The 23,247-nt window shown below is 55.2% G+C and carries 23 protein-coding genes, 1 tRNA gene and 1 pseudogene; 5 read left to right on the forward strand and 20 right to left on the reverse strand.

The genetic code is table 11. From position 1 onward, the window contains the following. Nucleotides 1-18: 18 nt before the first annotated feature. From lhgO to ampR, 8 genes are all read right to left on the reverse strand, one after another. On the reverse strand, nt 19-1,287 hold the full coding sequence (lhgO, locus tag EAE_RS12310) for an L-2-hydroxyglutarate oxidase (protein WP_015704497.1): 1,269 nt from the start codon (nt 1,285-1,287) through the stop codon (nt 19-21). Nucleotides 1,288-1,314: 27 nt separating this feature from the next. Continuing rightward, complete coding sequence (glaH, locus tag EAE_RS12315) at nt 1,315-2,292, reverse strand: glutarate dioxygenase GlaH (protein WP_015704498.1); 978 nt, start codon at nt 2,290-2,292, stop codon at nt 1,315-1,317. A gap of 261 nt (nt 2,293-2,553) precedes the next feature. Next, entirely contained in the window at nt 2,554-3,258 is a 705-nt protein-coding gene (locus tag EAE_RS12320; protein WP_015704499.1) for an EAL domain-containing protein, read from the reverse strand. A 9-nt stretch (nt 3,259-3,267) separates the two neighbouring features. Continuing rightward, a complete protein-coding gene (locus EAE_RS12325) occupies nt 3,268-4,308 on the reverse strand; it encodes a fimbrial protein (RefSeq protein WP_015704500.1) in 1,041 nt (346 codons plus the stop codon). Between the two features lie 19 nt (nt 4,309-4,327). Next, complete coding sequence (locus tag EAE_RS12330) at nt 4,328-6,853, reverse strand: fimbria/pilus outer membrane usher protein (RefSeq protein ID WP_015704501.1); 2,526 nt, start codon at nt 6,851-6,853, stop codon at nt 4,328-4,330. Nucleotides 6,854-6,923: 70 nt separating this feature from the next. Then, entirely contained in the window at nt 6,924-7,628 is a 705-nt protein-coding gene (locus EAE_RS12335; RefSeq protein WP_164926745.1) for a fimbrial biogenesis chaperone, read from the reverse strand. Between the two features lie 55 nt (nt 7,629-7,683). After that, a complete protein-coding gene (locus tag EAE_RS12340) occupies nt 7,684-8,211 on the reverse strand; it encodes a fimbrial protein (protein ID WP_015368070.1) in 528 nt (175 codons plus the stop codon). Between the two features lie 457 nt (nt 8,212-8,668). Continuing rightward, entirely contained in the window at nt 8,669-9,547 is an 879-nt protein-coding gene (gene ampR, locus EAE_RS12345) for a LysR family transcriptional regulator AmpR (protein WP_015704503.1), read from the reverse strand. A 142-nt stretch (nt 9,548-9,689) separates the two neighbouring features. On the opposite strand from ampR, the gene ampC-Kaer reads away from it, so the two are divergent. After that, on the forward strand, nt 9,690-10,835 hold the full coding sequence (ampC-Kaer, locus tag EAE_RS12350; RefSeq protein ID WP_015704504.1) for an AmpC-Kaer family extended-spectrum class C beta-lactamase: 1,146 nt from the start codon (nt 9,690-9,692) through the stop codon (nt 10,833-10,835). Nucleotides 10,836-11,100: 265 nt separating this feature from the next. On the opposite strand, the gene EAE_RS12355 is transcribed toward ampC-Kaer, so the two are convergent. Both EAE_RS12355 and EAE_RS25670 read right to left on the reverse strand, forming a co-directional pair. After that, on the reverse strand, nt 11,101-11,454 hold the full coding sequence (locus EAE_RS12355; RefSeq protein WP_047058587.1) for a DUF1493 family protein: 354 nt from the start codon (nt 11,452-11,454) through the stop codon (nt 11,101-11,103). Then, nucleotides 11,445-11,552 carry an STM2901 family protein gene (locus EAE_RS25670; protein WP_473428754.1) on the reverse strand — a complete coding sequence of 36 codons (108 nt, stop codon included), beginning with the start codon at nt 11,550-11,552 and terminating at the stop codon, nt 11,445-11,447. The genes EAE_RS12355 and EAE_RS25670 overlap by 10 nt, the downstream gene beginning before the upstream one ends. Nucleotides 11,553-11,704: 152 nt before the next feature. Between EAE_RS25670 and EAE_RS12360 the strand changes: the two genes are divergently transcribed. After that, complete coding sequence (locus EAE_RS12360; protein ID WP_015704506.1) at nt 11,705-12,331, forward strand: ECs1377 family protein; 627 nt, start codon at nt 11,705-11,707, stop codon at nt 12,329-12,331. A gap of 27 nt (nt 12,332-12,358) precedes the next feature. Here the strand turns inward: EAE_RS12360 and EAE_RS12365 are convergent. The 6 genes and pseudogenes from EAE_RS12365 to proB all read right to left on the reverse strand — a co-directional run. Then, nucleotides 12,359-12,496 (reverse strand): annotated as a pseudogene (locus EAE_RS12365) (IS3 family transposase); the annotation flags it as partial. A gap of 147 nt (nt 12,497-12,643) precedes the next feature. Next, nucleotides 12,644-12,970 (reverse strand): DUF1493 family protein, encoded by a 327-nt coding sequence (locus EAE_RS12370; RefSeq protein WP_015704508.1) that lies wholly within the window; start codon nt 12,968-12,970, stop codon nt 12,644-12,646. Further along, entirely contained in the window at nt 12,964-13,428 is a 465-nt protein-coding gene (locus EAE_RS12375; protein WP_015704509.1) for an STM2901 family protein, read from the reverse strand. The genes EAE_RS12370 and EAE_RS12375 overlap by 7 nt, the downstream gene beginning before the upstream one ends. 752 nt (nt 13,429-14,180) lie before the next feature. Beyond that, nucleotides 14,181-14,253: transfer RNA gene (locus tag EAE_RS12380), tRNA-Thr, on the reverse strand. Between the two features lie 114 nt (nt 14,254-14,367). Then, nucleotides 14,368-15,621, reverse strand: coding sequence for a glutamate-5-semialdehyde dehydrogenase (proA, locus tag EAE_RS12385; protein WP_015704510.1), 1,254 nt, complete (start codon nt 15,619-15,621; stop codon nt 14,368-14,370). A gap of 10 nt (nt 15,622-15,631) precedes the next feature. Next, nucleotides 15,632-16,735 carry a glutamate 5-kinase gene (proB, locus tag EAE_RS12390; protein WP_015368077.1) on the reverse strand — a complete coding sequence of 368 codons (1,104 nt, stop codon included), beginning with the start codon at nt 16,733-16,735 and terminating at the stop codon, nt 15,632-15,634. A gap of 289 nt (nt 16,736-17,024) precedes the next feature. On the opposite strand from proB, the gene phoE reads away from it, so the two are divergent. After that, nucleotides 17,025-18,077, forward strand: coding sequence for a phosphoporin PhoE (gene phoE, locus EAE_RS12395; RefSeq protein ID WP_015368078.1), 1,053 nt, complete (start codon nt 17,025-17,027; stop codon nt 18,075-18,077). 63 nt (nt 18,078-18,140) lie between these two features. On the opposite strand, the gene EAE_RS12400 is transcribed toward phoE, so the two are convergent. Both EAE_RS12400 and EAE_RS12405 read right to left on the reverse strand, forming a co-directional pair. Further along, the gene (locus EAE_RS12400; protein ID WP_026612390.1) at nt 18,141-18,707 is read right to left on the reverse strand and encodes a C40 family peptidase; all 567 of its coding nucleotides are present in this window, start codon (nt 18,705-18,707) and stop codon (nt 18,141-18,143) included. A 226-nt stretch (nt 18,708-18,933) separates the two neighbouring features. Next, the gene (locus EAE_RS12405) at nt 18,934-19,731 is read right to left on the reverse strand and encodes an AraC family transcriptional regulator (RefSeq protein WP_015704512.1); all 798 of its coding nucleotides are present in this window, start codon (nt 19,729-19,731) and stop codon (nt 18,934-18,936) included. 101 nt (nt 19,732-19,832) lie between these two features. Here EAE_RS12405 and EAE_RS12410 point away from each other — a divergent pair, with 101 nt between their 5' ends. Beyond that, a complete protein-coding gene (locus EAE_RS12410) occupies nt 19,833-20,630 on the forward strand; it encodes a sulfite exporter TauE/SafE family protein (protein WP_015704513.1) in 798 nt (265 codons plus the stop codon). A gap of 81 nt (nt 20,631-20,711) precedes the next feature. Further along, a complete protein-coding gene (locus EAE_RS12415; protein ID WP_015704514.1) occupies nt 20,712-21,377 on the forward strand; it encodes an HAD family hydrolase in 666 nt (221 codons plus the stop codon). Nucleotides 21,378-21,435: 58 nt separating this feature from the next. Here EAE_RS12415 and phnE (EAE_RS12420) read toward each other — a convergent pair whose 3' ends face one another. Both phnE (EAE_RS12420) and phnE (EAE_RS12425) read right to left on the reverse strand, forming a co-directional pair. Next, a complete protein-coding gene (phnE, locus tag EAE_RS12420; protein WP_015704515.1) occupies nt 21,436-22,320 on the reverse strand; it encodes a phosphonate ABC transporter, permease protein PhnE in 885 nt (294 codons plus the stop codon). Then, complete coding sequence (phnE, locus tag EAE_RS12425) at nt 22,317-23,189, reverse strand: phosphonate ABC transporter, permease protein PhnE (RefSeq protein WP_015704516.1); 873 nt, start codon at nt 23,187-23,189, stop codon at nt 22,317-22,319. The genes phnE (EAE_RS12420) and phnE (EAE_RS12425) overlap by 4 nt, the downstream gene beginning before the upstream one ends. Nucleotides 23,190-23,247: the final 58 nt, after the last annotated feature.

Below are 23,247 nucleotides of genomic sequence, written 5' to 3' on the forward strand. Positions count from 1 at the left end.
GCTTCCTGTCTTAAGGGGTTAACGAGTAAAAGCGGCGTGTAGTGTCTCCACGCTACGTGCCGCACGCAGCGTGCGTCCGGGATTGCTCTGGCTTGCCAGCAGGGTTTGCACCTTGCTGACGATGTGCGCGCCGATCGGGATAGCCGACGTGGCCGCCGGCGACGGCGCGTTACAGGTGTGGATGGAACGCGCGGTAGTAACAAAAAGGAAATCGTCGATCAGCTTGCCCTGCGGCGATACCGCCTGTGCCCGCACGCCGGCAGGCCACGGGCGCAAATCGCTTAATGTCAGGCTCGGGCAGTATTTCTGCACCAGCCGCAGATAGCCGCTTCTGCACAGCGAATTCTTCATTTCGCCAAGCCCGGAGCGCAGGTTGTTTTGCAGTACCCGGCGAATGCCGGGCGAGGTCAGGATCTCAAGGGTATCGGTCAGCGAGATATCGCGCTTGCGATAGCCTTCGCGCTTCAGCGCCAGCACCGCGTTAGGGCCGACGGTGACGCTACCGTCGATCATGCGGGTCAGGTGGACGCCGAGGAACGGCATTGCCGGATCGGGGATCGGATAGATCAGATGATTAACGATCTGGTTGTGCTGCGGCGCCAGTTGGAAATATTCGCCGCGGAACGGGCAGATGATAAAGCCGGGATCGACGCCGATCATTTTCACCAGCCGGTCGGCCATCAGCCCGGAGCAGGTTATCAGCGTCGATGCCTCATATTCGCCGCCCTGGCGGGTGTGGACGACCACGCCGCTGGCGTGCTCTTTCAGGGCGCTAACTTCGGCATCGTAAACGATCGTTCCGCCTTTGGATTCGAAGATCTTCGCCATTGCCGCCGCTACTTCACGATAGCTGACAATGCCGCTCGAAGGAACGAAGATCCCGCCCAGTCCGCTGATGTTCGGCTCGCGTTCGCGCAGCTCGCTCGCGCTCAGCCATTCGCGTTGCAGGCCGTTAGCGGCGGTGCGATCCCACAGCGCGCGCATCCGCTCCATCTCCAGCGGCGAGGTGGCAACCAGCATCTTGCCGCAGACGTCGTAGCGAATCGCATTCTGCTCGCAAAAGGCTTTAGTGGCGCGGTTGCCGGCGAGGCAAAACTGCGCCTTGAGGCTGCCGGGAGTATAGTAAACGCCGGCGTGGATCACTCCGCTGTTGTGACCGGTCTGATGGCAGGCCGGACCGGACTCTTTTTCCAGCAGGGCAATGCGGGCATCCGGGTAAATCTCAATTAACTGCATGGCGGTCGACATGCCGATAATGCCGCCGCCGATAATCACGAAATCATACATCCGCTCAATTCCTTCGCCTGAGAATCTTTATTGATGAGTCTGGTAATGATTCGTGGAATACGCAAAGTAGCCGCGCTGGCGCATCAGTTCGCGACGTAAATCCGGATGCGGTGTAAAGCGGTCGCGACCGTGCAGCCAGAACAGGTTGTTTATCAACAGGAATTTCCCCACCGGCACCGGTACGGAAAGAATGTTTTTACTGGTTTCCAGCGCATCGGAGAGGCGGCTCAGCCAGGTGCCTTCTTCGAAATCTTTCGGCTGCACAAACTGGTCGATATAGCGCATTACCGGGCGGCCCTGCTGGTCGACGTCGAAAACCGGATGATAGACATCTTTGCTGACGTTTTTGCTCGGCGGCGCGGCCCAGCGCATCGGACGGTGGGCCAGCGGATCGCGGAAGAATTCGTCGAGATGTTCCCAGTCATCGAGATGCAGCAGCAGTGAATTGCCGCCCTGCATGTTCTGTTCATCGATCTTCATCATCAGCACGTAGTCGGTAATTTCTTCGACATAGGTACCGTCATTGTGCAGCTCCATCACGCGGTGCGGCTGACGCAGATAGCTGTCTGAGTTATCGACGTTTTTCACCACGAAGCGGGCGTAATACTGGCCGCTCATGGCATCAAAGTTGGAGCGTCCGATCAAATGCGCCACGGCGGTCGCCAGTTTGACCATCTCATCGGCCTGAGCGACGTTGTCAATGCCGATACCGTTGATCAGCAGCGCGCCCTCCGCGCGATTGAGCAGCGTCTTGATCAGCAGCGGCTGCAGCTGGTTGCCGCACAGATCGTCGAGGATCTTGCCGACCTGAAAGCGCAAGAAAGATTTGTATTCCAGCGCCTGTACCGGCCACTGTGCGACTTGTTGAAGAAATTGCGCGGTCGTTTCGGCGGTGAAGGTCAGCTCCAGCAGACGCGGCGATTGCGCAGAGGGAGCGAAGGAAAAACCGGTGTAGCTGTGGGCCAAATCATCAGCATGAGGTTTTACGGCGGTCAGTGCATTCATCAGAATCATTCCTCGGGTAGAGTCAGAGAGTCGGGGTGATGCTCATTTCGTAGCCATAAATTAAAAATATCTACATTTTTGAAAAATGCGTATGAAATAGCCATATTGTTTAATTTTTGTGATCACTAGCAACAATAAGTTAACAATATGAGTGGCGAGGACAGACGAGGTGGGAAAGGAAAAATGCCAGAAAATGAATAAGTTGAAGAGAGGACGGACAGCCCGGATAGCGGGGGAGTGGATATCCGGGGAAAAGCGGGGTTATTTCTCGACGCTGGCCACCAGGGCTTCAATGGTTTGTTCCCGCCAGAGGAGCCCCTGCAGGGCAAACCACGGCATGTTTTCCAGCCACTGAAGATGGGCTTCGGTTTCAATACCTTCGACGATCACCTGATACTGATTCGCCTGAAAATAGTGCAGCAGCGAGTCCATCAGTTGCTGGCCGTTTTTCTTTTCCAGCAGGCTCCATAACAGGTTCTTGTCGGTCTTGATAAAACGAAAGGGTTGCGCCGTCAGGGCGGCGAACCCGGCGTAACCGGCGCCAAAATCATCCAGCCAGAAGGAGTATTTGTCCGTCAGGGCGTCGATGGTCGGGGTGCGTTTCACCAGCGTGTTGGAAAATTCATTAACCTCAAAATGCAGGCAGCCGATGGTTTTCACACACTCGGCGATAAAATCATCATGTAGCATATGCAACGTCGACTCGTCGACGTTGAGCGTGACCATGACGTCGTTCTGGCGGAACCACTGCTGATGCTGCCTGACCAGCTCAATTTGTTCGAGCAGGATGCGGGCGCGCAGTGATTCCGATGCCTCACTGAAAAACCGTTCTATATCTTGCGGACTAGCAGGCTCGTGATGAGCAAACCGGGTCAAACATTCAACCGCGATCATTTTGCCTTCGCGGTTGAACATCGGCTGAAATACATAGCGTAACCCGGTCGGTTCGGTGTTGGTCAGCGGCATTTTGCTTCACTATTTAAAGGTAACGTCGATATTGGCCGTCGCATTAAAGGTGCCGATTTTGGGCTTAACGCTTAGCCATTTCAGGCTGGCCAGGAAGTTGCTTTCTACCACGCTGCCGTTAATCATGCCCAACTGCGTCGGGGTATTCATGGAAAGCCAGGTCGTCGGCGCATCGGCGCGCGAGAGCAGGATGCCAAAACCGCTATCGTTGGATGGCAGAATGGTGTTGGTGTCCTGAGTCGGCTGCTGGGTACTGAAGCTGGCCATTAAGGTCTGACCCTGGCAATCCTGGCCGGCGCCGGTCAGGTCGGCGCGGACGCTGAACGGAACTTGTTTCTCAATGGCGCCGACGACGGCATTGCGCGCCGGGATGCTGCCGAAGTTGACCGTTGAACCATTGTTCGCCGAGACGGTGATTTTCGGGTTGCAGGCGATAAAGCGAATATTACCAAGCCCGGTGACCCACGCGCGGAAGTTACTATTCGGGCGGCTGTTGAGGCCGCCAACACCGTCAACCTGGAAGATAGCGTAGCGGTTGGTGTCGTTAATCACGCCGTTTGACGGCGGCGGATTACCGGTGGCTTTAATATAAACCGAGTAGGTCACCGTGACGGTCTGCGGGGTCGCCGGAGACTGGCATGCACCGCCGGGACGGTTGCGGCGGCAGAGCGTACCTGGCCCGATATCCGTTTTCTGACCTTTTACCGGTTTAATATCGGTGCTGAGATAGGTAACGCCGACTTCCAGCGAGTTGTGGATATTATGCATCCGGGTTTCCGGATCCCAGTACAGATACGCATCTTCACCATTGGGCATGTGATCCGTATCGGTACAGGTAAAGGTGGAGGTAAACGTCGGCGAACGCCACAGCAGGGTACCCGGCTTAAGGTTAGCGGTCGAAACGTTAATCTGATCGGTGAGCGCGATGGTTTGCGATACTTCGGTACCGTTCTTCTTACAGCTCAGCGCGAAGCTGCTGGTGGAGAACAGCGCGCTTGAGAGTACCAGCAGCGTCAGCCCGGTGCGGGGTAAGAGGTTAAACTTCGACATAACTAATTGTCCTTTCATGTTATTTACAGGTCAGGGAGACGACCTGATAACCACCGGGTTGATCGGCTTGAATAGCAGGTAACTCTGGCACCGTCAGGCTGCAGGAGGCGTCGGCATCGTCGCCCCATTTCATCTGCAGGCGGTCGCCGCTCTGAACGCCGGAAACGTAGGCTTCGCCGCGGGTACCGACCACGCCGACATGTTCGCCGTTCTGGCCGAAGATATTGGCGCCAATCACCGGCACGCTGCCGTCCGCCAGTTTGGCGTGGATAAGCAGGCTCTGGCCGAGATGCGTTTCAAAGGTCACGCGGCCGATGGCGCGCTCGGTCGGCACGATATCTTTCGCCGCCAGCGGAATTTCCAGGCCGTTGCCGATATCCGAAGTACGCAGCGCGACGCGGTTGTGGCGATACGGCATCGCAGAAGTGAGCACCGCGTAGCCGAAGCGGTCAATCGCGACCCCTGGCTGGTTTTCCAGACGCACACCCTGCGCCCCTTTCGCTTTCACCACCACAAAGGTGTTCTGCAGCGGCTGCGACAGGGTGACGCCGCCGGAGTGCGCGACCACGCCGCCGGAGACGTTCAGCGAAGTCTGCTGATAGTTGTTGTTGTAGCTGTAGCCCAGATCGACGTTACCCATGCTGCCCAGATAACCCAGGTTGACCAGGCTGGTATCGCCGCCGTGCTGGGTGTGGCCGCTCTGTACGAAGTAATTCATACGGTTGTCATCAAGCAGTGTGCCGCTCATCCCGGCGCTGTAGCCGCTACCGCTCTGCTTGCTGTTAGAGGCGTTAAAGTTAACCGTGCTTTCGTGGTCCGGGCCAAAGATGTTGATTGGCACCGAGACGTTGAGGTTAACGCTGTTGTCGCTATAGCCGTAGTTACTGCGGCTGTTCTGGTAAAACACGCCGACGCTGACGCGATTCCAGGTGGTGTTGAAACCGGTCTGGATGGTGCGGTCGTATGCGGAGGTGTTCCAGTAGTTCTGACGGATAAAGGTCGCGTACAGCGAAGCGCCGGCGATGTGCTGGTTGACCGTCATCTCGACGCGCTGGCGTTTGTTGTTGTACTGCTGCGAGTCGTAGTAACGACGGCGCTGGTTTTGCGTCGCCCAATCCGGCGCGCCGGTTTTATCGTCGCTCTGATCGTAATACTGGGTGTGGTAGAAACCGTTCTGCCAGTTGTTACGTTCAGCTACCGCGTCGGAGAAGTCATAGAAGCCCGACGTCGAATAACGGTAGCCGGCGATCTGCACGTCGGTACCGAGGGTGTTGAGCGATTTGGAATAGAGGAAGCGTACGCTGGCGCCGCGTTTGTTCTCGCCGGAAGCCAGATCGGTATCAGACCATGAGGCGTCAACGGAGGCCGCCCCGTATTCGCCCATGTTTTTACCCAGCCCGACCACGCCGGAGCGATAGTGCTCGGCCATGATAATCCCGCCGTATGGCGTATAGTCGGAGCCGGCGCCGTGGGCCACGGTGCCCTGGATAAATTGCGGCTGATAATTATTGGTGCCGTCGTGGTATTTACCCGCGGTCACCTGATACTCCCAGATCCCGTCGCGCAGCATATTCGGCACGGAGGAGTAAGGCAGGGTGAAGCTATGGCGTGAGCCATCCGCCTCTATAACCGTCACGGCTAAGTCGCCGCTGAGGGTGCTTGGCGAAATATCGGTCAGCGCGAACGGTCCCGGCGGCACCACGGTGCTGTAGACGGTATAGCCGTTCTGGCGCACTTCGACGCGGGCGTTGGTATTGGCGACGCCGCGTACGACCGGCGCGTAGCCGCGACGGCTGTCCGGCAGCATTTCCGGGACGCTGGAAATCTGCGCGCCGCGGAACTGGAAGCTATCGAACACGTTATTATTGGTGTTGCTCTGGCCAATCTGAATACGGCTGCGCCACGAGGCGATGTCGGTTTCCGCCCAGGTGGAAATCGGGTTCCACTGCTCTTTTTGCCCGGTCTGTTTTGACAGGGAAGAGTTGTTGCGAAAACGCCACGCGCCGACGTTAAGGCCGTTATTGAGGGTCAGGAAGTAGTAGTCGCTGTCCTGTTTGCTGCTGCCGCTGGAGAAACGGGAGTGGCTGCCGCTGAAAGCGTAGTTAACGAAACCGGCGTTGATGCCGTCGTCATAGACCAGCGGCGAAATCTCGCCCTGTGGTCGCGCTTCGAGTTCGGTTTGCGGTACGGAAATGTTCAGCTCCTGCAGCGCGGCGTTCCAGCTCACGCTACTGCCTGGAATATTTTTTACCAGATCGTAGCAGGCGCTGCTGCCGGCGGTGTCCGGTACCAGAACGCCGTATGAACGGTAACTGTCGGCATCTAAACAGAAATAACCCGGGGTGTTAAGCGTATCTTTTTTAAATTCGATTTCCCGGTGATCGACGCGATTTTTATTCAGGTAAATATCGAAGGCATATTTACCCGGTAAAATATCGTCGCCGGTAGAGAGGTTTTGCACCAGCGAGGCGTTATTCGCCCCGCGGATGAAAGAGGTATTGAATTGCTCTTCGGCATTGACAAATGGTGTCGCCAGTAATGACATTGTCGAGGCGTAAACAGCAAAGCGAACGTGCTGCGCCAGACATCCAGGGATCGTCCTTATTTTATTATGGCTAGCCATTGTATTGCTCTCTTAACTGAATGCGGATATCTTTAATTTCCGTATGTCCGCCAAAATCATTGATAAAAGTGAATGACATCTGATCCGCTGCCGCCGCGCCGGCTGGCAATTTGATGTTCAGAGAGTCCATGGGTTTAACCATGTCAGCATTCACTTTCCAGGTCTTCGCGCCGCTCTTCAGCGTCAGTACGCCGAAAGTCACGTGCAGCGGACCTTTGTTAGTCACGACCAGATCGTTACCTTGCTTACGCCAGGTCAGGGCCTGCGCTTCCTTTTGCAAGGTGGTTTTCAGCGTGGTAGGGCGGTAGAACAGCTTCACGCGGGTACGGATCGCAATCTGCAGTACGTTTTCTTGTTTCGCCGAAGGCGGAATTTCCTGCACGTTAATCCAGTACACGGTTTCGCGGTCGGTCGGTAATCCGCTGCCGGAATAAACAAAGCGCAAAATAGCGTCTTTATTGCCCGCCAGTTTTAAAATCGGCGGAATAGCCTGCATCGGTAAATTGGTTGGCGTTGCGGTGGCGTCACCGGTATCAAGCCAGGTCTGAACCATCCATGTTTCATCGGTATCATTGTGAATGGATAACGCCGCAGATTTTTCCCCGCCGTTATAAATAACCCGAGTCTGATCGACCTGAATACCCGCAAAAGTATCCAGCGAGACAAATAACAATAAAGCGGTTAATAACTTTTTCATTTCACGTTCCAAATAATGGTACCGGCCATCCATGGCCAAAAACATTTATCCGTAATTATTTGTACTCGATGGTAAAGGTGGCGTTTGCGTTAGCAGAGCCAGCTTCCACGGTTTTCAGGAAAGATTTGTAGCGAGCTTTCAGATTGAATACCGCAGTGCCGCTGTTGTCGTCAGACGCTGCAACGTTAACCCACGGGGAGTTGTCGTCTGCGCTCTGGTTGATCGGGACGATTTTTTCGTCGTTGGTCAGGATTTCGATACCTACGCCTTTCGCGTTATCAACGGACAGCAGGTTCGGGTTACCAGCAACGGTCGCACCGTCGAAGCGCAGGGAGTAATCACCGGCTTCACATTTTTCCAGGTTGATGGTGAACGCTTTAGAAGCGGTAACATCGCCAACAGCGTTGAACGCGGTAGTCGGGTATTTACCGATGAAAACGTCTTTGTTCTGGTCGGTAGAAGTCACAGTACAGGTTGACTGGATGATTTCACCGGTGAAGTTGACCTTGCCGTTAACTGCGTAAGCACTGGTGGCGGACGCGGACAGGATCAGTGCTACAACAGGCAGTAATTTCTTATTCATTTTAACTCCATGTACTTAAGGGGATAACCATAGTGGTAATCAAACACGGCAAGCGAATACCGTGCAGATGGGTATCCAGATAACCTATGTTGGCGTGTTGATCGCGATGAAATATACAGCAACAGTTTTCGCGTTTTGATTGCTTCGGTGACTTAATTACAGAGAATTAATAGACATAAACGATGCACTTGATCGGACTTATCTGATATTGGCAACCATAATAATTTTATGGTCAGCGGGTGGCTGGAGAGGATGTCATGGGGACGGGTAATTAATTAAAATGTTGTTTTTAAAGTTTTTTATTGTTTTTGTTTATCAGGGGGAAAACGTTTCTGCGCAGGCAAGGGCAAATTAAAAACGCTGCATAATCCAGCGCTATGCATAATGTGTAAGCGTTATTTCCAAATGTTTCCTATTTCCTTCGGGAGCTCTTCTGATGGCGCATTACTCCGCCGAATTAACCCCCTTTTAAGGCCTCCGCCAGCCAGCGGGAAAAATGCAACATTGCCGGCGTTTCCGGACGCGATTGCAAACGTGTCAGCCAGTAGTTGCCGAGATCGATATGAATCTTAAACGGCTGCACAATGCGTTTTTCTTCCAGCAGATGGCTGAACATTTTTACCGGGGCAATAGCCACGCCTAAGCCTGCCTGCGCCGCTTCCAGCATGGTCACGGATGAGTCGAAGACAATAACCCGATGGGTTGGCGAAGGCGGCAATTCTCCCGCTGCCTGCATCCACGCCGACCATTCGTCTCGGCGATAAGAACGCAGCAGCGTGAACTGCAAAATATCCTTCGGTGTATTTAGCCGGGCAGCTAACGACGGGGCGCACAGAGCGGAGAGTGGGGCGGCGCACAGATACTGCGCGGCGGTATCATGCCAGGCGCCGCCGCCAAAGCGAATCACATAATCCAGCCCCTCGGCGGCGGGGTCGACGCGATTATTATGGGTGGATATCTGCAAATCGATATGCGGACACTCGCGCCAGAAGGCTGGCAGCAGCGGGAACAGCACACCCGTGGCGAAAGTGCCGACTACGCCGATCTTGAGCTTCTCCTGCGCCTGGTGACCGGTGAAACGGTCTAGCATCCCGGCAATCCTTTCAAACGACTCATTGAGTACCGGTAACAGGCCTTCTCCTTCGGTGGTGAGCTTGAGGCCGCGCGACACGCGAACGAACAGCTGACAGTTAAGATGTTCCTCCAGCGTCTTCACATGCTGGCTGATGGCGGAGTGGGTGACGTTGAGCTCAATCGCCGCGCGGGTAAAACTGAGATGCCGGGCGGCCGCTTCAAAGGCCCGTAGTGAATTGAGAGGAAGATAGCTGCGTGTCATAACATTATCCGTTAGAAAAATTAAAGCCTGCTGCTAAATTTAACAGTTTGTCAGCGCAGTGCAAAACACCGACACTGAGCGCGTCTGAAGGGCCCGGACGAGAGTGGATATTGAGCGAGAACCGATAATGGAAAAATACTTCATGATGAAAACATCCCTTACAGGCGTACTGCTGCTGGGCGCCTCATTTTCGACTTTTGCCGCGCCGCAAACGGCGGAACAGCTGCGCGAACTGGTCAATCAGACCATCACCCCGTTAATGAAAGAACAGGCGATACCGGGCATGGCGGTGGCGGTGATCTATCACGGCAAACCCTACTATTTCAGCTGGGGCCAGGCCGATGTTGCCGGGCAGCGTCCGGTGACGCGACAGACGTTGTTTGAGCTGGGCTCTGTTAGTAAGACTTTCACCGGCGTGCTGGGCGGCGATGCGGTGGCGCGCGGTGAAATTAAGCTCAGCGATCCGGCGCAGAAGTACTGGCCGCAGCTCACCGGCCAGCAGTGGCAGGGGATCACGCTGCTGCATCTCGCCACTTATACCGCAGGCGGTCTGCCGCTGCAGGTTCCGGACGAGGTGACGGATGAAGCGGCATTACTGCGTTACTATCAGAATTGGCAACCGCAGTGGGCGCCGGGTAGTAAACGGCTGTACGCCAATGCCAGCATTGGCCTGTTCGGCGCGCTGGCGGTGAAACCTTCCGGCATGAGCTTTGAACAGGCGATGAGCCAGCGGGTATTGCAGCCGTTAAAACTGAGCCACACCTGGATTAACGTACCGCCCGCCCAGAGCAAGGACTACGCCTGGGGTTATCGTGACGGTAAAGCGGTACATGTTTCGCCGGGGCAGCTGGACGCTGAGGCTTACGGCGTGAAGTCGAGCATTGAGGATATGGCGCACTGGGTGCTGGCGAATATGAACAGCGAGGCGGTGCAGGATAAAAATCTGCGGCAGGGGATCCAGCTGGCGCAGTCGCGCTACTGGCGGGCTGGGGAGATGTATCAGGGGCTCGGCTGGGAGATGCTGAACTGGCCGGTGCCGGCCGAGGTGCTGATTAACGGCAGCGATAATAAGGTAGCGCTTGCCGCGACGCCGGTAACGGCGGTCAATCCGCCCGCGCCGCCGGTGAAAGCCTCCTGGGTACATAAAACCGGCTCCACCGGCGGTTTCGGCAGCTACGTGGCTTTTATCCCGCAACAGGATCTCGGCATCGTGATGCTGGCGAATAAAAGCTACCCCAACCCGGAGCGGGTGAAGGCGGCGTATCATATTCTTGAGGCGCTGCAGTAAGGATGTTTGTGCTGCGCTTAGCGGGGCCAAGGTGGCGCTAACTGAGGAAAACCCCGGTGGCGCTTACGCTTACCGGGGCTACGGGTTGGCACTAGCTGGGAAAACCCCGGTCGTGCTTACGCTTACCGGGGCTACGGGTTGGCACTAGCTGGGAAAACCCCGGTCGCGCTTACGCTTACCGGGGCTACAGGTTGGCACTAACCGGTAGCCCGGATAAGGCGCAGCGCGCCGCTATCCGGGACAGGGCCACTTTATTTTCAAACAACTAACGATACAGCCATCTCCCAGCCTGTGCTGACGCAATGAGCATCGCGAGTGTTAACGGCTCCGGTTTGCGCGGAAAAATGCGTTTGGATTTCGGTAATAGGAAATTAGGGAGGAAACCCTGTTCGGGAGGCCAATAATTAAATAAATCAAATGCATCTTGCTTTACATTAAACTGACGGAAATACGATTGCATGATGTCATCGCCACTTTCTCTGGCCCAGGGATAATCGCCCATATTGAGTGATAAATCCGCATTCACCTGCTGCTTTTTGCCGGTAAGTGTCGGCTTGTTCCATTGTGTTTCATACCATGCCAGAACGGCTGCTGCGATATTGTCTTGATCTACCGTAATTTATCGTCACCTCTGGCAATGGCGTTGTATCTAGTGGTTGCTTTTATTGATACATAAATTACAACCCCTGTCAGGTAAATAATCCCGAGGATGGGTATCGATAAAAATTTCTTTTCTCATCTATTTTTATTTGTTCAGCTAATATTCCCTGGTGAAGTTAGCACATGATGATTTAAAGCGAACTGCTACTTGCGAATAGACGCAATCTGCTGAAAACTATCAGCGAGATGGTGAACCACAGGGAACGGCAATGGCTGGACGTATTGACTATCAGATTGAAAAATTTCAGTTCATCGAGCGCAACGAATCCCCACGTATTACCCGCCAGTGGGCGGAAGTTATTGCTGAATGTCAGCAGGAAAAGGCGAACAGTGAAACGCGTTTGCGTACTGCATTGCTGAATGTCGACTACGCCACCAGCTTCGAACTGCCGTTTCGTTTATTGCTTATTCGCGCCCCGCAGCTGGTGGATCGCTTACGCCATGCGCTGGCGCTGAATCAAAAGAACGTGGTGATTAATGGTAAGAAGCGCGGCTGCGTTTACAGCCTGAAAGCCGATCTCAGCGCCGTTCCGGATGAGTTTCGTTATCGCTTTGTGAGCCGGATTATTCGCAGCGGGCCGGATGCGGTTTCCGCCGCGCCCTATCAGCAGCTGGCAAAAGAGATAAAGGCGCCGCGCGAGCGGTTACGTTTGGCGCTGGAAAGTGGCCTGCAGGTCAATGCGCTGGATGGGCTGTTCTGGTTTGGTATCCAGCGTATCGCCGCGGATATTTCGGCGCTGCGTTCTGCGGGAATGGCGATTACGACTGCGGAAGTGGAGGTGGCGGATAGCCTGACCAGAACGACGCGAATGATAGCGGCGTATCAGGTGGGGTGATCTTACCCACGTAATATGGACACGGTGCTAAGCGAGCTTCTGATTTTCAAATTGTTCCGGGCTAAGTCCGCCACAGGCACTGTGACGACGCCACCGATTGTAATCGCACTCGATATAATTGAACACCATCGTTCGCATCATTTCCCGACTGATAAAGCGCTCGGCGAAGATCTGGAGGTCATTAGTAAGATGTTGGGGCATCGCTCCACCGAACACACACGCGCCTACTTGGGGATCACACAGGCCAAAGTAGACGCACTACGAACGAAGTATTCAACGGGCATTAAGAGAGGGACACGCGCTTGGGCATTCTTATTCGTACAACCATCTTCCGGCTTTAGCTGATTCGATCAGCATACCAACATTGAAATCTGGTACAGGAACAGGCTCTGTTTTCTTAAATGGATTCCATGAAACAGGCTGATCAGGATAGTAAGTTTCTATTTTAAAGTTTCCCCGTTCAACCTTGAACGCATCGAAAAACTTATCCATTAACTCACCAGCTTCAAGCTCATCAAGACTCAAATCAGTATCAAGATCCGTTTCAGGTGTTAGCTCTACTTTCTTGAACTTGAATAGGTACGTGCCAGCGTAAGGCCGTACAAGTTCATAAACGCGCTGCTCAACATTGTTTACCATAACTTATCGTTACCCCGCGCTATAGCGTTGTAGTCTCGGATAGTGCGATAGGTGATTTGAGAGATATCAGAAGCTAAGATAACCCACCCCACGACAGGAATAGCCCTGCCCGTAAATGTTCCAATGTTAGCTACCGCCCTGATTCTGATTGTAGAAGGTGGATAACCACCAATAACGGAAGGTAGTTTGATACCGAAAGGGAACTGCGCTTTTTTGAACACTTTTCGCGAGGCTTTAGACGCATATGATGTTCCCTTTTCAGCACCGTTTGGTTTTGCCCTTGTAGGGAGAGTATTACGCCCAGATACAATGGCAACTACAGCACCGAAATCAACAAGACCTAAACCAAGTTGATCAACAACATTTTCACAGAAGACCATGAAAAATAGCTCGGAGGCGGTGAGGTTTGAACGCCCCGCATAGAAGTATGTTCCGTTAAGTTCCTCGACTGTATCCACGTCCAAATCCTTTTGACTCTGAATGTATTGCAATCATAACGGCTGCTTTTCATACAGTCACCTCTAAAACATGTTGTTAGCCGCTCGTGCCAGCTTGATTTCCTCTCGCTTTCAAGCCAGGCTTTCCCCTCTGGTGCTGCCCGGAATTTACGAGCGTGAATCTTACGGTTGTTGCGCTTCGTAGCTGCTTTTTGGTTAGCTTTTGACATGATATCTCCTCCGCTGAATCTGCCAGCGCGCAACGTACAGCAGAGAGACAGTACAACGAAAGTTACAATGGTGCAGATAATAGATGACCATTACGTGCCGTGTTGGGCACATAAGAAAAGGCGGCGCGTAGCGTTTCCGCAGGTTGAATCCCTTCGCAGGGAGGATAAAGCCTTAGCATGTTCTCTTATCAGGTGATCGTTATACTCCGGTGATCGAAACCGTGGCAGAGCCGGATTCTTTCCCGATCCGGTTAGTCTTCCCAACATTACGCCTGTTTATTCTCTGCAACGTCATCTCGACGTGTTGCATCCTTGAGCGCCGCACGAAGCGTGGAACTTTGCTAAGGGTTTTGGTATGAGGATTAGAGACGCTGGCGACGTCTTCTGGCTTCAAAGTGAATCTGTACAGGGTTGAGCCTGGTGACTACCTGCCCATATGTTGTACGATACCAAAGCCAGTACAACACACAGGCGTTTGGATGTGATTTTAGAAGATACAATTTCTTGGGTATTTTAACCTAAGTCATTGAATTTCTTAGAGAGTGCCGATAATAGGAGTCGAACCTACGACCTTCGCATTACGAATGCGCTGCTCTACCAACTGAGCTATATCGGCCCTGAAAGGACGCGTTCACCAACGTGAAGCACGGGGTAGAAGGTTAAAACTAAGTGGGTGATGCGTCAATGCCCTTTCGAATCAAACGGCTACTTTTGCATCACCCGCTTAGCGTTAAGCACGAATGGTATCGTCGCCGAAACCAATCCACTTATAGGTAGTCAGCGCTTCCAGCCCCATCGGCCCGCGGGCGTGCAGCTTCTGGGTGCTGACCGCCACCTCCGCGCCGAGGCCGAACTGGCCGCCGTCGGTGAAGCGAGTAGAAGCGTTAACGTATACCGCCGACGAATCCACTTCATTAATAAAGCGATTCGCATGGCGCAGGGTACGCGTCAGAATAGCATCGGAATGCTGGGTGCCGTGCGCGCGAATATGGGCAATCGCCTCATCGAGGTCGGCGACAACTTTGACGTTCAGATCCAGCGACAAATACTCATCGTCGTACTGCTCCGCTTTCACCGGCTCCACCTTCGCCGGACCGTTCTGCAGAAGGGGCAGGGCGGCCGGGTCGGCGTGCAGCGTCACGCCGCTCTCCGCCATCTGTTTGCTCAGCGCAGGCAGGAAGGTATCGGCGATATTACGGTGTACCAGCAGCGTCTCGGCGGTATTGCAGGTGCTCGGGCGTTGGGTCTTGGCGTTAACGATGATCTTCAACGCCGGTGCGATCTCTGCCGAATCGTCGACGAAAATATGACACACGCCGATACCGCCGGTGATCACCGGGATCGTGGATTGTTCGCGGCACAGCTTATGCAGGCCTGCGCCGCCGCGCGGGATCAGCATATCGATGTATTTATCCATCTTCAGCATTTCGCCGACCAGCGCGCGATCCGGGCTCTCGATTGCCTGCACCGCGGCAGCCGGCAGGCCGCACTCCTGCAGCGCCTGCTGAATCACTTTCACCGTCGCGGCGTTGGTGCGCCAGGTCTCTTTACCGCCGCGCAGAATAGCCGCGTTGCCGGTCTTCAGGCACAGAGAGGCGACATCGACGGTCACGTTCGGCCGCGCTTCATAAATCACGCCGATCACTCCCAGCGGTACGCGGCGACGTTCGATACGCAGGCCGCTATCCAGCAGACCACCGTCAATCACCTGGCCGACCGGATCCGCCAGGCTACACACCTGACGCACGTCATCGGCGATGCTGCGCAGGCGCGCCGGCGTCAGCGCCAGGCGATCGAGCATCGCGTCGCTCAGGCCATTGGCGCGGGCGTCGCTGAGATCTTCGGCGTTGGCGCGCAGGATCTCTTCGGTCTGCGCTTCCAGATAATCAGCAATCTTGTTGAGAACCTGATTTTTCTCGCGGCTGGAAAGCAGCGCGAGTTGGTAAGAGGCCGCTTTGGCCGCAATGCCCATTTGTTCCAGCATTTTCAGCTCCTTAACGGGTAATCATATCGTCGCGATGGACGGCCACCGGGCCGTATTCATAGCCGAGGATGGCATCGATTTGCTGCGAGTGCTGCCCGGCGATCAGGCGCAGGGCGTCGCTGTTATAGCGGCTTACGCCGTGAGCGATATCGCGCCCTTCGCTACTGCGGATTCGGATAACTTCGCCGCGGGAGAAATTCCCGCTGACGGTTTTGATGCCTTTTGGCAGCAATGAGCTTCCTCTTTCCAGAATAGCCTGGGTCGCCCCGGCATCGACGGTGATTTCACCGGCCGGCGGCGCGCCGAAGATCCAGCGTTTGCGGTTCTCCAGCGGTGATTCCTGAGCGTGGAAACAGGTGCCCACCGGCAGGCCTTCCATCGCGTGGCCGATAACGTCCGGGCGGTTGCCGGCGGCGATAATGGTATCGATGCCCGCGCGACAGGCGACGTCCGCAGCCTGCAGTTTGGTGCCCATGCCGCCTGTGCCGAGGCCGGAAACGCTATCGCCTGCGATGGCGCGCAGCGCGTCATCGATGCCGTAGACATCTTTAATAAGCTCGGCCTGCGGATTGCTGCGCGGGTCGGCGGTAAAGAGTCCCGGCTGATCGGTCAACAGCAGCAGTTTATCGGCGCCGGCGAGAATGGCCGCCAGGGCGGAAAGATTATCGTTGTCGCCGACTTTGATTTCAGCGGTGGCGACGGCGTCATTTTCATTAATGACCGGCACAATATTGTTATCCAGCAGCGCGCGCAGGGTATCGCGGGCGTTGAGGAACCGCTCGCGATCTTCCATATCGGCACGGGTCAGCAGCATCTGGCCGACATGAATGCCGTAAATAGAGAAAAGCTGTTCCCACAGTTGGATAAGACGGCTTTGGCCGACTGCCGCCAACAGCTGTTTTGAGGCAATGGTGGCGGGCAGTTCAGGGTAGCCGAGGTGTTCACGTCCGGCGGCGATGGCCCCGGAAGTCACAATCACAATGCGGTGCCCCATGGCATGCAGCTGCGCGCACTGGCGCACTAACTCAACGATATGGGCGCGGTTCAGGCGTCGGGATCCGCCCGTTAAAACACTGGTGCCCAGTTTTACCACCAGCGTCTGGCTATCACTCATGATTTTCTGCCGTTCAAAAGGAATATCGAGATCGAGCTGATGTTGTAACAGGAGTCAGGCCGCTTGCCAACTGCTGGCGTATTGGTCAAGCCATTTTATTGCGCGGATCGGGCATTCTGCGCAGGCAAGGTGACATATTTATGACGGAAATATTTAAACATTCTTTTTTATAAAAAGTTCCATTTCGTCATAAATATTTAACACTACAGCGTTAAAAAACCTCCAGTTTTTGACGGGGCCTTCGCCCGGAATTGATAAGCGCGTGTAAATAAATCACCAGGACCACATAATGAAAAAGCGTTCACTGGCATTAATGATGATGGGTTTTGTTGCTTCTTCGGCTTCACAGGCAGCGGAAGTATACAATAAAGACGGCAATAAACTGGACGTGTACGGCAAAGTGAAAGCCATGCACTACTTCAGCGATTATGACAGCAAGGATGGCGACCAGACCTACGTTCGCTTCGGTATCAAAGGCGAAACGCAGATCAACGATCAACTGACCGGTTATGGCCGCTGGGAATCCGAATTCTCCGGCAATAAAACCGAAAGCGATTCCTCGCAGAAAACCCGTCTGGCGTTTGCCGGCGTGAAGTTAAAAGAGTTTGGATCATTTGACTATGGTCGTAACCTCGGCGCGCTGTACGACGTTGAAGCCTGGACCGATATGTTCCCGGAGTTCGGCGGCGACTCCTCCGCGCAGACCGATAACTTCATGACCAAACGCGCCAGCGGCCTGGCGACCTACCGCAACACTGATTTCTTCGGCCTGGTGGATGGTCTGAATATGACCCTGCAATATCAGGGCAAAAACGAAGGCCGTGAAGCGAAAAAACAGAATGGCGACGGCTTCGGCACCTCATTAAGCTATGATTTCGGCGGCAGTGATTTCGCCGTCAGCGCGGCTTATACCAGTTCTGACCGTACCAACGATCAGAACCTGCTGGCGCGCGGCCAGGGCTCCAAAGCGGAAGCCTGGGCTACCGGCCTGAAGTACGACGCCAACAATATCTACCTGGCGACAATGTACTCTGAGACCCGCAAAATGACCCCGATCAGCGGTGGTTTTGCTAATAAAGCGCAGAACTTTGAAGCGGTCGCCCAGTATCAGTTCGATTTCGGTCTGCGTCCGTCTCTGGGCTATGTACTGTCGAAAGGCAAAGATATTGAAGGTGTCGGCAGCGAAGATCTGGTCAATTATATTGACGTCGGCCTGACCTACTACTTCAACAAAAACATGAACGCCTTTGTGGATTACAAAATTAACCAGCTGAAGAGCGATAATAAGCTCGGTATTAACGATGACGACATCGTCGCGCTGGGGATGACCTATCAGTTCTGATAAAACTGAGCGTAATAAAAATATAACCGCGGCCCTGAACGCCGCGGTTTTTATTTGTCAGGATTAGCGGTTTTTCGCCAGATGCAGATCGTCGTTATTCATGGTGATCTGCGCGTTATATTCCTTCGGCAAGCGCCGCGCCTGATAAAAGACGCGGTTCCAGTACGGATTATCCAGAGACGAACGCATGACGCCCTGGCTGGCGGAGGCGTGCAGGAAGTTGTGGTCAGTATCGTAGAAACCGACGTGCATACCGCCGTGAATGCGGAAGAAGACTAAATCGCCAGGTCGCAGCTGCTGCTTGCTAACCCGCACGCCCATATGCAGAAGATCGCCGGTGGTCACGCGGTCCATTGGCAGATTGAAGCGGTCCTTCAGCGTACGCCAGACAAAGCCGGAACAGTCGACGCCGCTCTGGTCGGTGCCGCCCCATTCATAAGGGGTGCCGTCCCAGGTGTGCATCTGATCGTGCAGGGCGGCCAGCACCGGTATCAGATCGTCGGAGCCGCTGTCGATCGGCTCATAATGATGCTGCGCCACCGCCTTGGGCGGTTTTTTTGGGGAAGATGAACATCCTGCCAAAATCAATAAAGGAACAAGTAATAAAGCGTGGGTGAGTTTGGGCTTCATGTCGTTATTTTCATGTTAGGGATCGACCGTCGCCATTTATAGCGTATTCAGGGAAACGTCAGAATGATGAAACGCAAAATTTACGAAAACTTACGTACCGCAGGCATAAATTCGCCGGTACCGTAATAAGCACATTTTTCAGATAGTAAACGCGGTGATTTTATTTATTAATAAATGTTTACTATCTAAATCAAAATATAACAGGCCAGAATCAGGATGTTCTTATTTATCTGACGTGAGAGACAGGCGTACCTCCTTTAAGATGGCGGATAAAAGAGGCTGGCGCATAGCCCATCGCTTTGCGGAACATGGCGGTAAACGCCGCCGGATGCTCATAGCCAAGGCTTAACGCCACGTCGGTAATGCTTCGTCCTTCGCGCAGGGCGGTGAGAGCGTACATCAGGCAGGCTTTATGACGCCAGTCGCGAAACGCCATCCCGGTCTCCTGCAAAAAGCGGCGGTTGAAGGTACGCAGGCTTTGACTCATCTTTTGAGCCCACAGCTCCGGCGTGCTGTGAATCTCCGGCTGGCGGAGAAACGTGCTGCATAGTTCAGCCAGCCGCGGATGTTGCGGTAGCGGCGTAAACATCGGCAGCGGCGGGGCGGCCTGCAGTTCAAACAGTAATAGGGCGATAAGCGCCGCATCATGTCCACTCTCTTCATACAACAGCGGCAACTGGCAGGCGGCCAATAGCAGTTGATGTAGCAGCGGCGAAACCTGCAATACTTCGCAGCGTACCCCGGCGCGCGGCGCGTCCTGCGGTTCGATATACAGGCTATGGGTGCTCACGCCCGGCATCCAGACGCGATGCGGTTTGTTAGCGGGTATCCATACGCCGCTGAACGGCGGCACCAGCCACTGACCGTCATCGGTTTCGACTTTCATCAAGCCATTCACGGCATAGAGAAACTGCGCTCGCCGGTGATGATGGCGCGGTAAAAGGGTGTCAGGCGGATAATCGCTACCCAGGCCTAATACCCGGCGCGGCAGATGATCGACATCATTAATCGCGATATTGCGCATGCGTACTCTCCTGGCTGAAAATCGTAATATATTGGCTTTTAATCGTAAGTCAGCCATTCCGCTATTCTATATCGTTACCTCCCTGAATGGAGGAACGGTAGATGATATTTGGGCTTTTTGTTTGCGGACTGTTGTCCGGGGTAACCACCTGGCTGTTTGGCTTCGGCGGCGGCTTTGTTACCGTGCCGCTGCTTTACCTGTTGCTGAGCCATCAGGGCGCAGTAGGCGGTCAGGCGATGCAAATAGCGGTAGCGACGTCGGCGCTGGTGATGCTGTGCACGTCGCTGTTGGCAAGCGGCCGCCACCTGCGCGCCGGAACGGTTCACTGGCGCTCCCTGCTGCCGATACTTGGCGGCATCGCCATCGGCGGTATTGCCGGCGCGGCGCTGGCGCTGAAGGTCAACGGCGAGTGGATCCGCTGGCTGTTCATTTTGTACCTGGCGGTGACCATTGTGGATTGCTACGCTCGCCCCGGCTTTATGGCGCCGTCGACGGCTTGCGCACCGTCGAGTGCAGGGTGCGAGACTATCCTTGGCGGCGGGATTGGCCTGATTGCCGCCTTCCTTGGCGTTGGCGGCAGCGTGATGACCGTACCGCTGATGCGCCGGCGTGGCGCGACGATGGCGCAGGCCGCGGCAATGGCCAACCTACTGACGCTGCCGCTGGCGGCGACCGCCAGCCTGACGTGGCTGCTGATGGCGCCGATGGCGGCGCTGCCCTCCGGTTTCATCGGTAATATCTGGTGGCTGGCGGCCGGGCTGCTGGTGGCCGGGAGCTGGTTGGGATTGCGGGGCGCATCGCGCTGGCTGGCAAAACTCCCCGATCGCTGGCACGTGCGGATCTACCCGCTACTATTGCTACTGGTGCTGCTGGCGATGTGCTTTGGCGGGGTGGGCTGAAAGCGCTGGCGGATCATGCTCCTGTCATCTTCTTTATACATGCTCTCGCAGGCTTATATTACTGATTATGGAAAATGACCGATGTCTAATGCTGTGACGATTTTCGATCTGGATAACACCCTGATTAAAGGGGACAGTAGTACGCTGTGGAGCCAGTTTATGGTGCGCGAAGGCTGGGTGAGCGATCCGGAATATCTGGCGCGCGAGGCGCAGCTGATGGCGGATTACGACCGCGGGGAAATGAATATCGCCGATTATGTTGCGCTGATTCAGGCGCCGCTGATCGGCATCCCGCAGGCGCAGGTGGATACGCTGGTGGCGCGGTTTGTGCGCGAAAAGGTGTTGCCGCGGGTCTACCCGCAGGCATGGGACGTTATTCGTACCTTACAGGCGCGAGGGGAGAAAATGTTGGTGATCTCCGCCTCGGTAACGCTGCTGGTGCAGGCGATAGCCGCCGAGCTGGGGATTGAACAGGCGTTGGGTATTGATGTTGAAATGGCGGATGGCGGCTACAGCGGTGTGATTGCCGGTACTCCGAGCTATCAGCAGGGCAAAGTGACGCGCCTGGCACAGTGGCGGGAGGCGCATCCTGACTATACTGGCGAAGTCACTTTTTATACCGATTCGATAAACGACCTGCCCCTGTGCCTGCATGCGGATCGCGTGCGGTTGGTCAACCCGTGTCCGCAGCTGCAGGCAGCCAACGCCCGGTACGGCTGGTCAGTGCTGGCGTGGCGGATCGAATAACGAGACGTTTTCCCTGATTGGTAGCCCCGGTAAGCGTAGCGCCACCGGGGAGAGGGGGTTATTGCGGACTTTGATACAACGGCACTACGCTGCCGCCGATGTAACGGCGGCGCAGCCAGGCGGAGAGGGTGTCCATCACCATGACCACCGCGACCAGCAACAGGGTAATAAACATCACCACATCCCAGTTCCACAAACGCATATTTTCCGCGTAAATGAGGCCAATCCCCCCCGCGCCGACAAAACCTAACACCGCGGCGGAACGGGTGTTGGATTCAATCTGATATAAACTCAGCGCCAGGAAAGTCGGGAACGACTGGGTGAAAATGCCGAAGCGGTGTTTCTGCAGACCATTAGCGCCGACGGCGGTGAGGCCGCGGCCCGGCGAACGGTCTACCGCCTCGTGGCCTTCAGCATACAGGCGGCCCAGCAGGCCGGTATCCTGCATAATAATCGCCAGTACCCCCGCCAGCGGCCCGAGCCCTACGGCGCGCACGAAAATCAGACCCCAGATAGCCATATCGATACCGCGCAGCATGTCAAACAAGCGGCGCATCAACACGGCGATAATGCCGGGAATCACGCCGCGCATAATATTGCGCGCCGCCAGGAATGACAGCAACAGCGCGATGACCGTCGCGGTAATCGTCCCGGCGAAGACGATGGCAAGCGTAATGGCGATTTGCGTGAAGTAATAGGCAAACGGCCAGTTCCAGAAGTCGTGCCAGACAAACATCCGCAGCAGATAGCGCCCCATCTGCTGTAGTCCGGTAGCCAGTTGTTCGCTACTGATACCGAACTGCATAAAGAACCAGACGTAATAAAGTACGCTCGCCAGCGCCAGCAGGCCGACATAGCGCAGGTATCGCCCCTGGGTCTTATACAGCGCCTGATGCTGGCGGCGGCTGGCGGCGATATCCGGTTGATGTTGCCATTGGCTCATTTTTTCCCCTCCAGAACCCACTGGCGCAGGCGGCCGGAAAGCATATCCAGCAGCGACACCACAATAATGATCAGCAGCAGCGTCATGCTGACCTGATCGTAACGATCGAGCTTAATGTTGGTCATCAGCTCCTGGCCGATCCCGCCGGCCCCTACCAGGCCAAGAATGGTGGATGAGCGGAAGTTGATCTCAAGGCGCATAAAACCGTAGGAGAGAAAAATCGGTTTCACCTGCGGCCACAGGGCAAAGCGCACCTTCTGCAGCGCCGATGCCCCGCAGGCCGCCAGCCCGCGCACCGGTTTATCCTGCGCGCTTTCCACCGCTTCGTAGAACAGTTTGGTCAGGCTGCCGACCGTATGCAGCATCAGCGCCAGAAAGCCGGGGATCGCGCCGATACCGAACGCCATGACGAAAATGACCGCCCAGGCCAGCTCAGGCATGGTGCGTAAAAAGACCACCAGCACGCGAACGGCGAAGCGTAGCGGCGCGGGTGACCAGGCATTATTGGCGGCGAGGAAAGCCAGTATTGTCGCTACCGCGACCGCCACCAGCGTGGAGGCCAGCGCCAGCTGCAGCGTCTCCCAAATCAGCGGTAGCTGAATCGGCAGGCGATAGCCCCAGTACGCCAGCGAGCCTTTGGTATGTGAATCGGCTAACAGAACGCCCGGATGCAGCGTCGGCAGCGTCTCGAACATATAGTCGAGAAAGTTTGGCAACGAGCGCCAGATAGTGGGCAGATTGAACTCGGCGGCGTGCCCGGCGGCAAAGTAGAGCGCCAGCAGCACCAACGACCAGCCGAAGGTATCGCGCTTTTGCCGTGTCCTGACCTGCTGGTAATAACGTTCAAATTCGGTATGGGTATTATTCATGCGGCGAAAAGGTCTTTAACGTAGCGCCGCCGTCCGCATTGCGTCGCGGACGGCGGCA

Source organism: Klebsiella aerogenes KCTC 2190, from assembly GCF_000215745.1.
Taxonomy (GTDB): domain Bacteria; phylum Pseudomonadota; class Gammaproteobacteria; order Enterobacterales; family Enterobacteriaceae; genus Klebsiella; species Klebsiella aerogenes.

Bases quoted from the DNA above. Each gene is read 5' to 3' on its own strand.
- lhgO (WP_015704497.1), bottom strand. From the start codon at position 1,287: ATGTATGATTTCGTGATTATCGGCGGCGGCATTATCGGCATGTCGACC.
- glaH (WP_015704498.1), bottom strand. From the start codon at position 2,292: ATGAATGCACTGACCGCCGTAAAACCTCATGCTGATGATTTGGCCCAC.
- EAE_RS12320 (WP_015704499.1), bottom strand. From the start codon at position 3,258: ATGCCGCTGACCAACACCGAACCGACCGGGTTACGCTATGTATTTCAG.
- EAE_RS12325 (WP_015704500.1), bottom strand. From the start codon at position 4,308: ATGTCGAAGTTTAACCTCTTACCCCGCACCGGGCTGACGCTGCTGGTA.
- EAE_RS12330 (WP_015704501.1), bottom strand. From the start codon at position 6,853: ATGTCATTACTGGCGACACCATTTGTCAATGCCGAAGAGCAATTCAAT.
- EAE_RS12335 (WP_164926745.1), bottom strand. From the start codon at position 7,628: ATGAAAAAGTTATTAACCGCTTTATTGTTATTTGTCTCGCTGGATACT.
- EAE_RS12340 (WP_015368070.1), bottom strand. From the start codon at position 8,211: ATGAATAAGAAATTACTGCCTGTTGTAGCACTGATCCTGTCCGCGTCC.
- ampR (WP_015704503.1), bottom strand. From the start codon at position 9,547: ATGACACGCAGCTATCTTCCTCTCAATTCACTACGGGCCTTTGAAGCG.
- ampC-Kaer (WP_015704504.1), top strand. From the start codon at position 9,690: ATGATGAAAACATCCCTTACAGGCGTACTGCTGCTGGGCGCCTCATTT.
- EAE_RS12360 (WP_015704506.1), top strand. From the start codon at position 11,705: ATGGCTGGACGTATTGACTATCAGATTGAAAAATTTCAGTTCATCGAG.
- EAE_RS12370 (WP_015704508.1), bottom strand. From the start codon at position 12,970: ATGGTAAACAATGTTGAGCAGCGCGTTTATGAACTTGTACGGCCTTAC.
- proA (WP_015704510.1), bottom strand. From the start codon at position 15,621: ATGCTGGAACAAATGGGCATTGCGGCCAAAGCGGCCTCTTACCAACTC.
- proB (WP_015368077.1), bottom strand. From the start codon at position 16,735: ATGAGTGATAGCCAGACGCTGGTGGTAAAACTGGGCACCAGTGTTTTA.
- phoE (WP_015368078.1), top strand. From the start codon at position 17,025: ATGAAAAAGCGTTCACTGGCATTAATGATGATGGGTTTTGTTGCTTCT.
- EAE_RS12400 (WP_026612390.1), bottom strand. From the start codon at position 18,707: ATGAAGCCCAAACTCACCCACGCTTTATTACTTGTTCCTTTATTGATT.
- EAE_RS12405 (WP_015704512.1), bottom strand. From the start codon at position 19,731: ATGCGCAATATCGCGATTAATGATGTCGATCATCTGCCGCGCCGGGTA.
- EAE_RS12410 (WP_015704513.1), top strand. From the start codon at position 19,833: ATGATATTTGGGCTTTTTGTTTGCGGACTGTTGTCCGGGGTAACCACC.
- EAE_RS12415 (WP_015704514.1), top strand. From the start codon at position 20,712: ATGTCTAATGCTGTGACGATTTTCGATCTGGATAACACCCTGATTAAA.
- phnE (WP_015704515.1), bottom strand. From the start codon at position 22,320: ATGAGCCAATGGCAACATCAACCGGATATCGCCGCCAGCCGCCGCCAG.
- phnE (WP_015704516.1), bottom strand. From the start codon at position 23,189: ATGAATAATACCCATACCGAATTTGAACGTTATTACCAGCAGGTCAGG.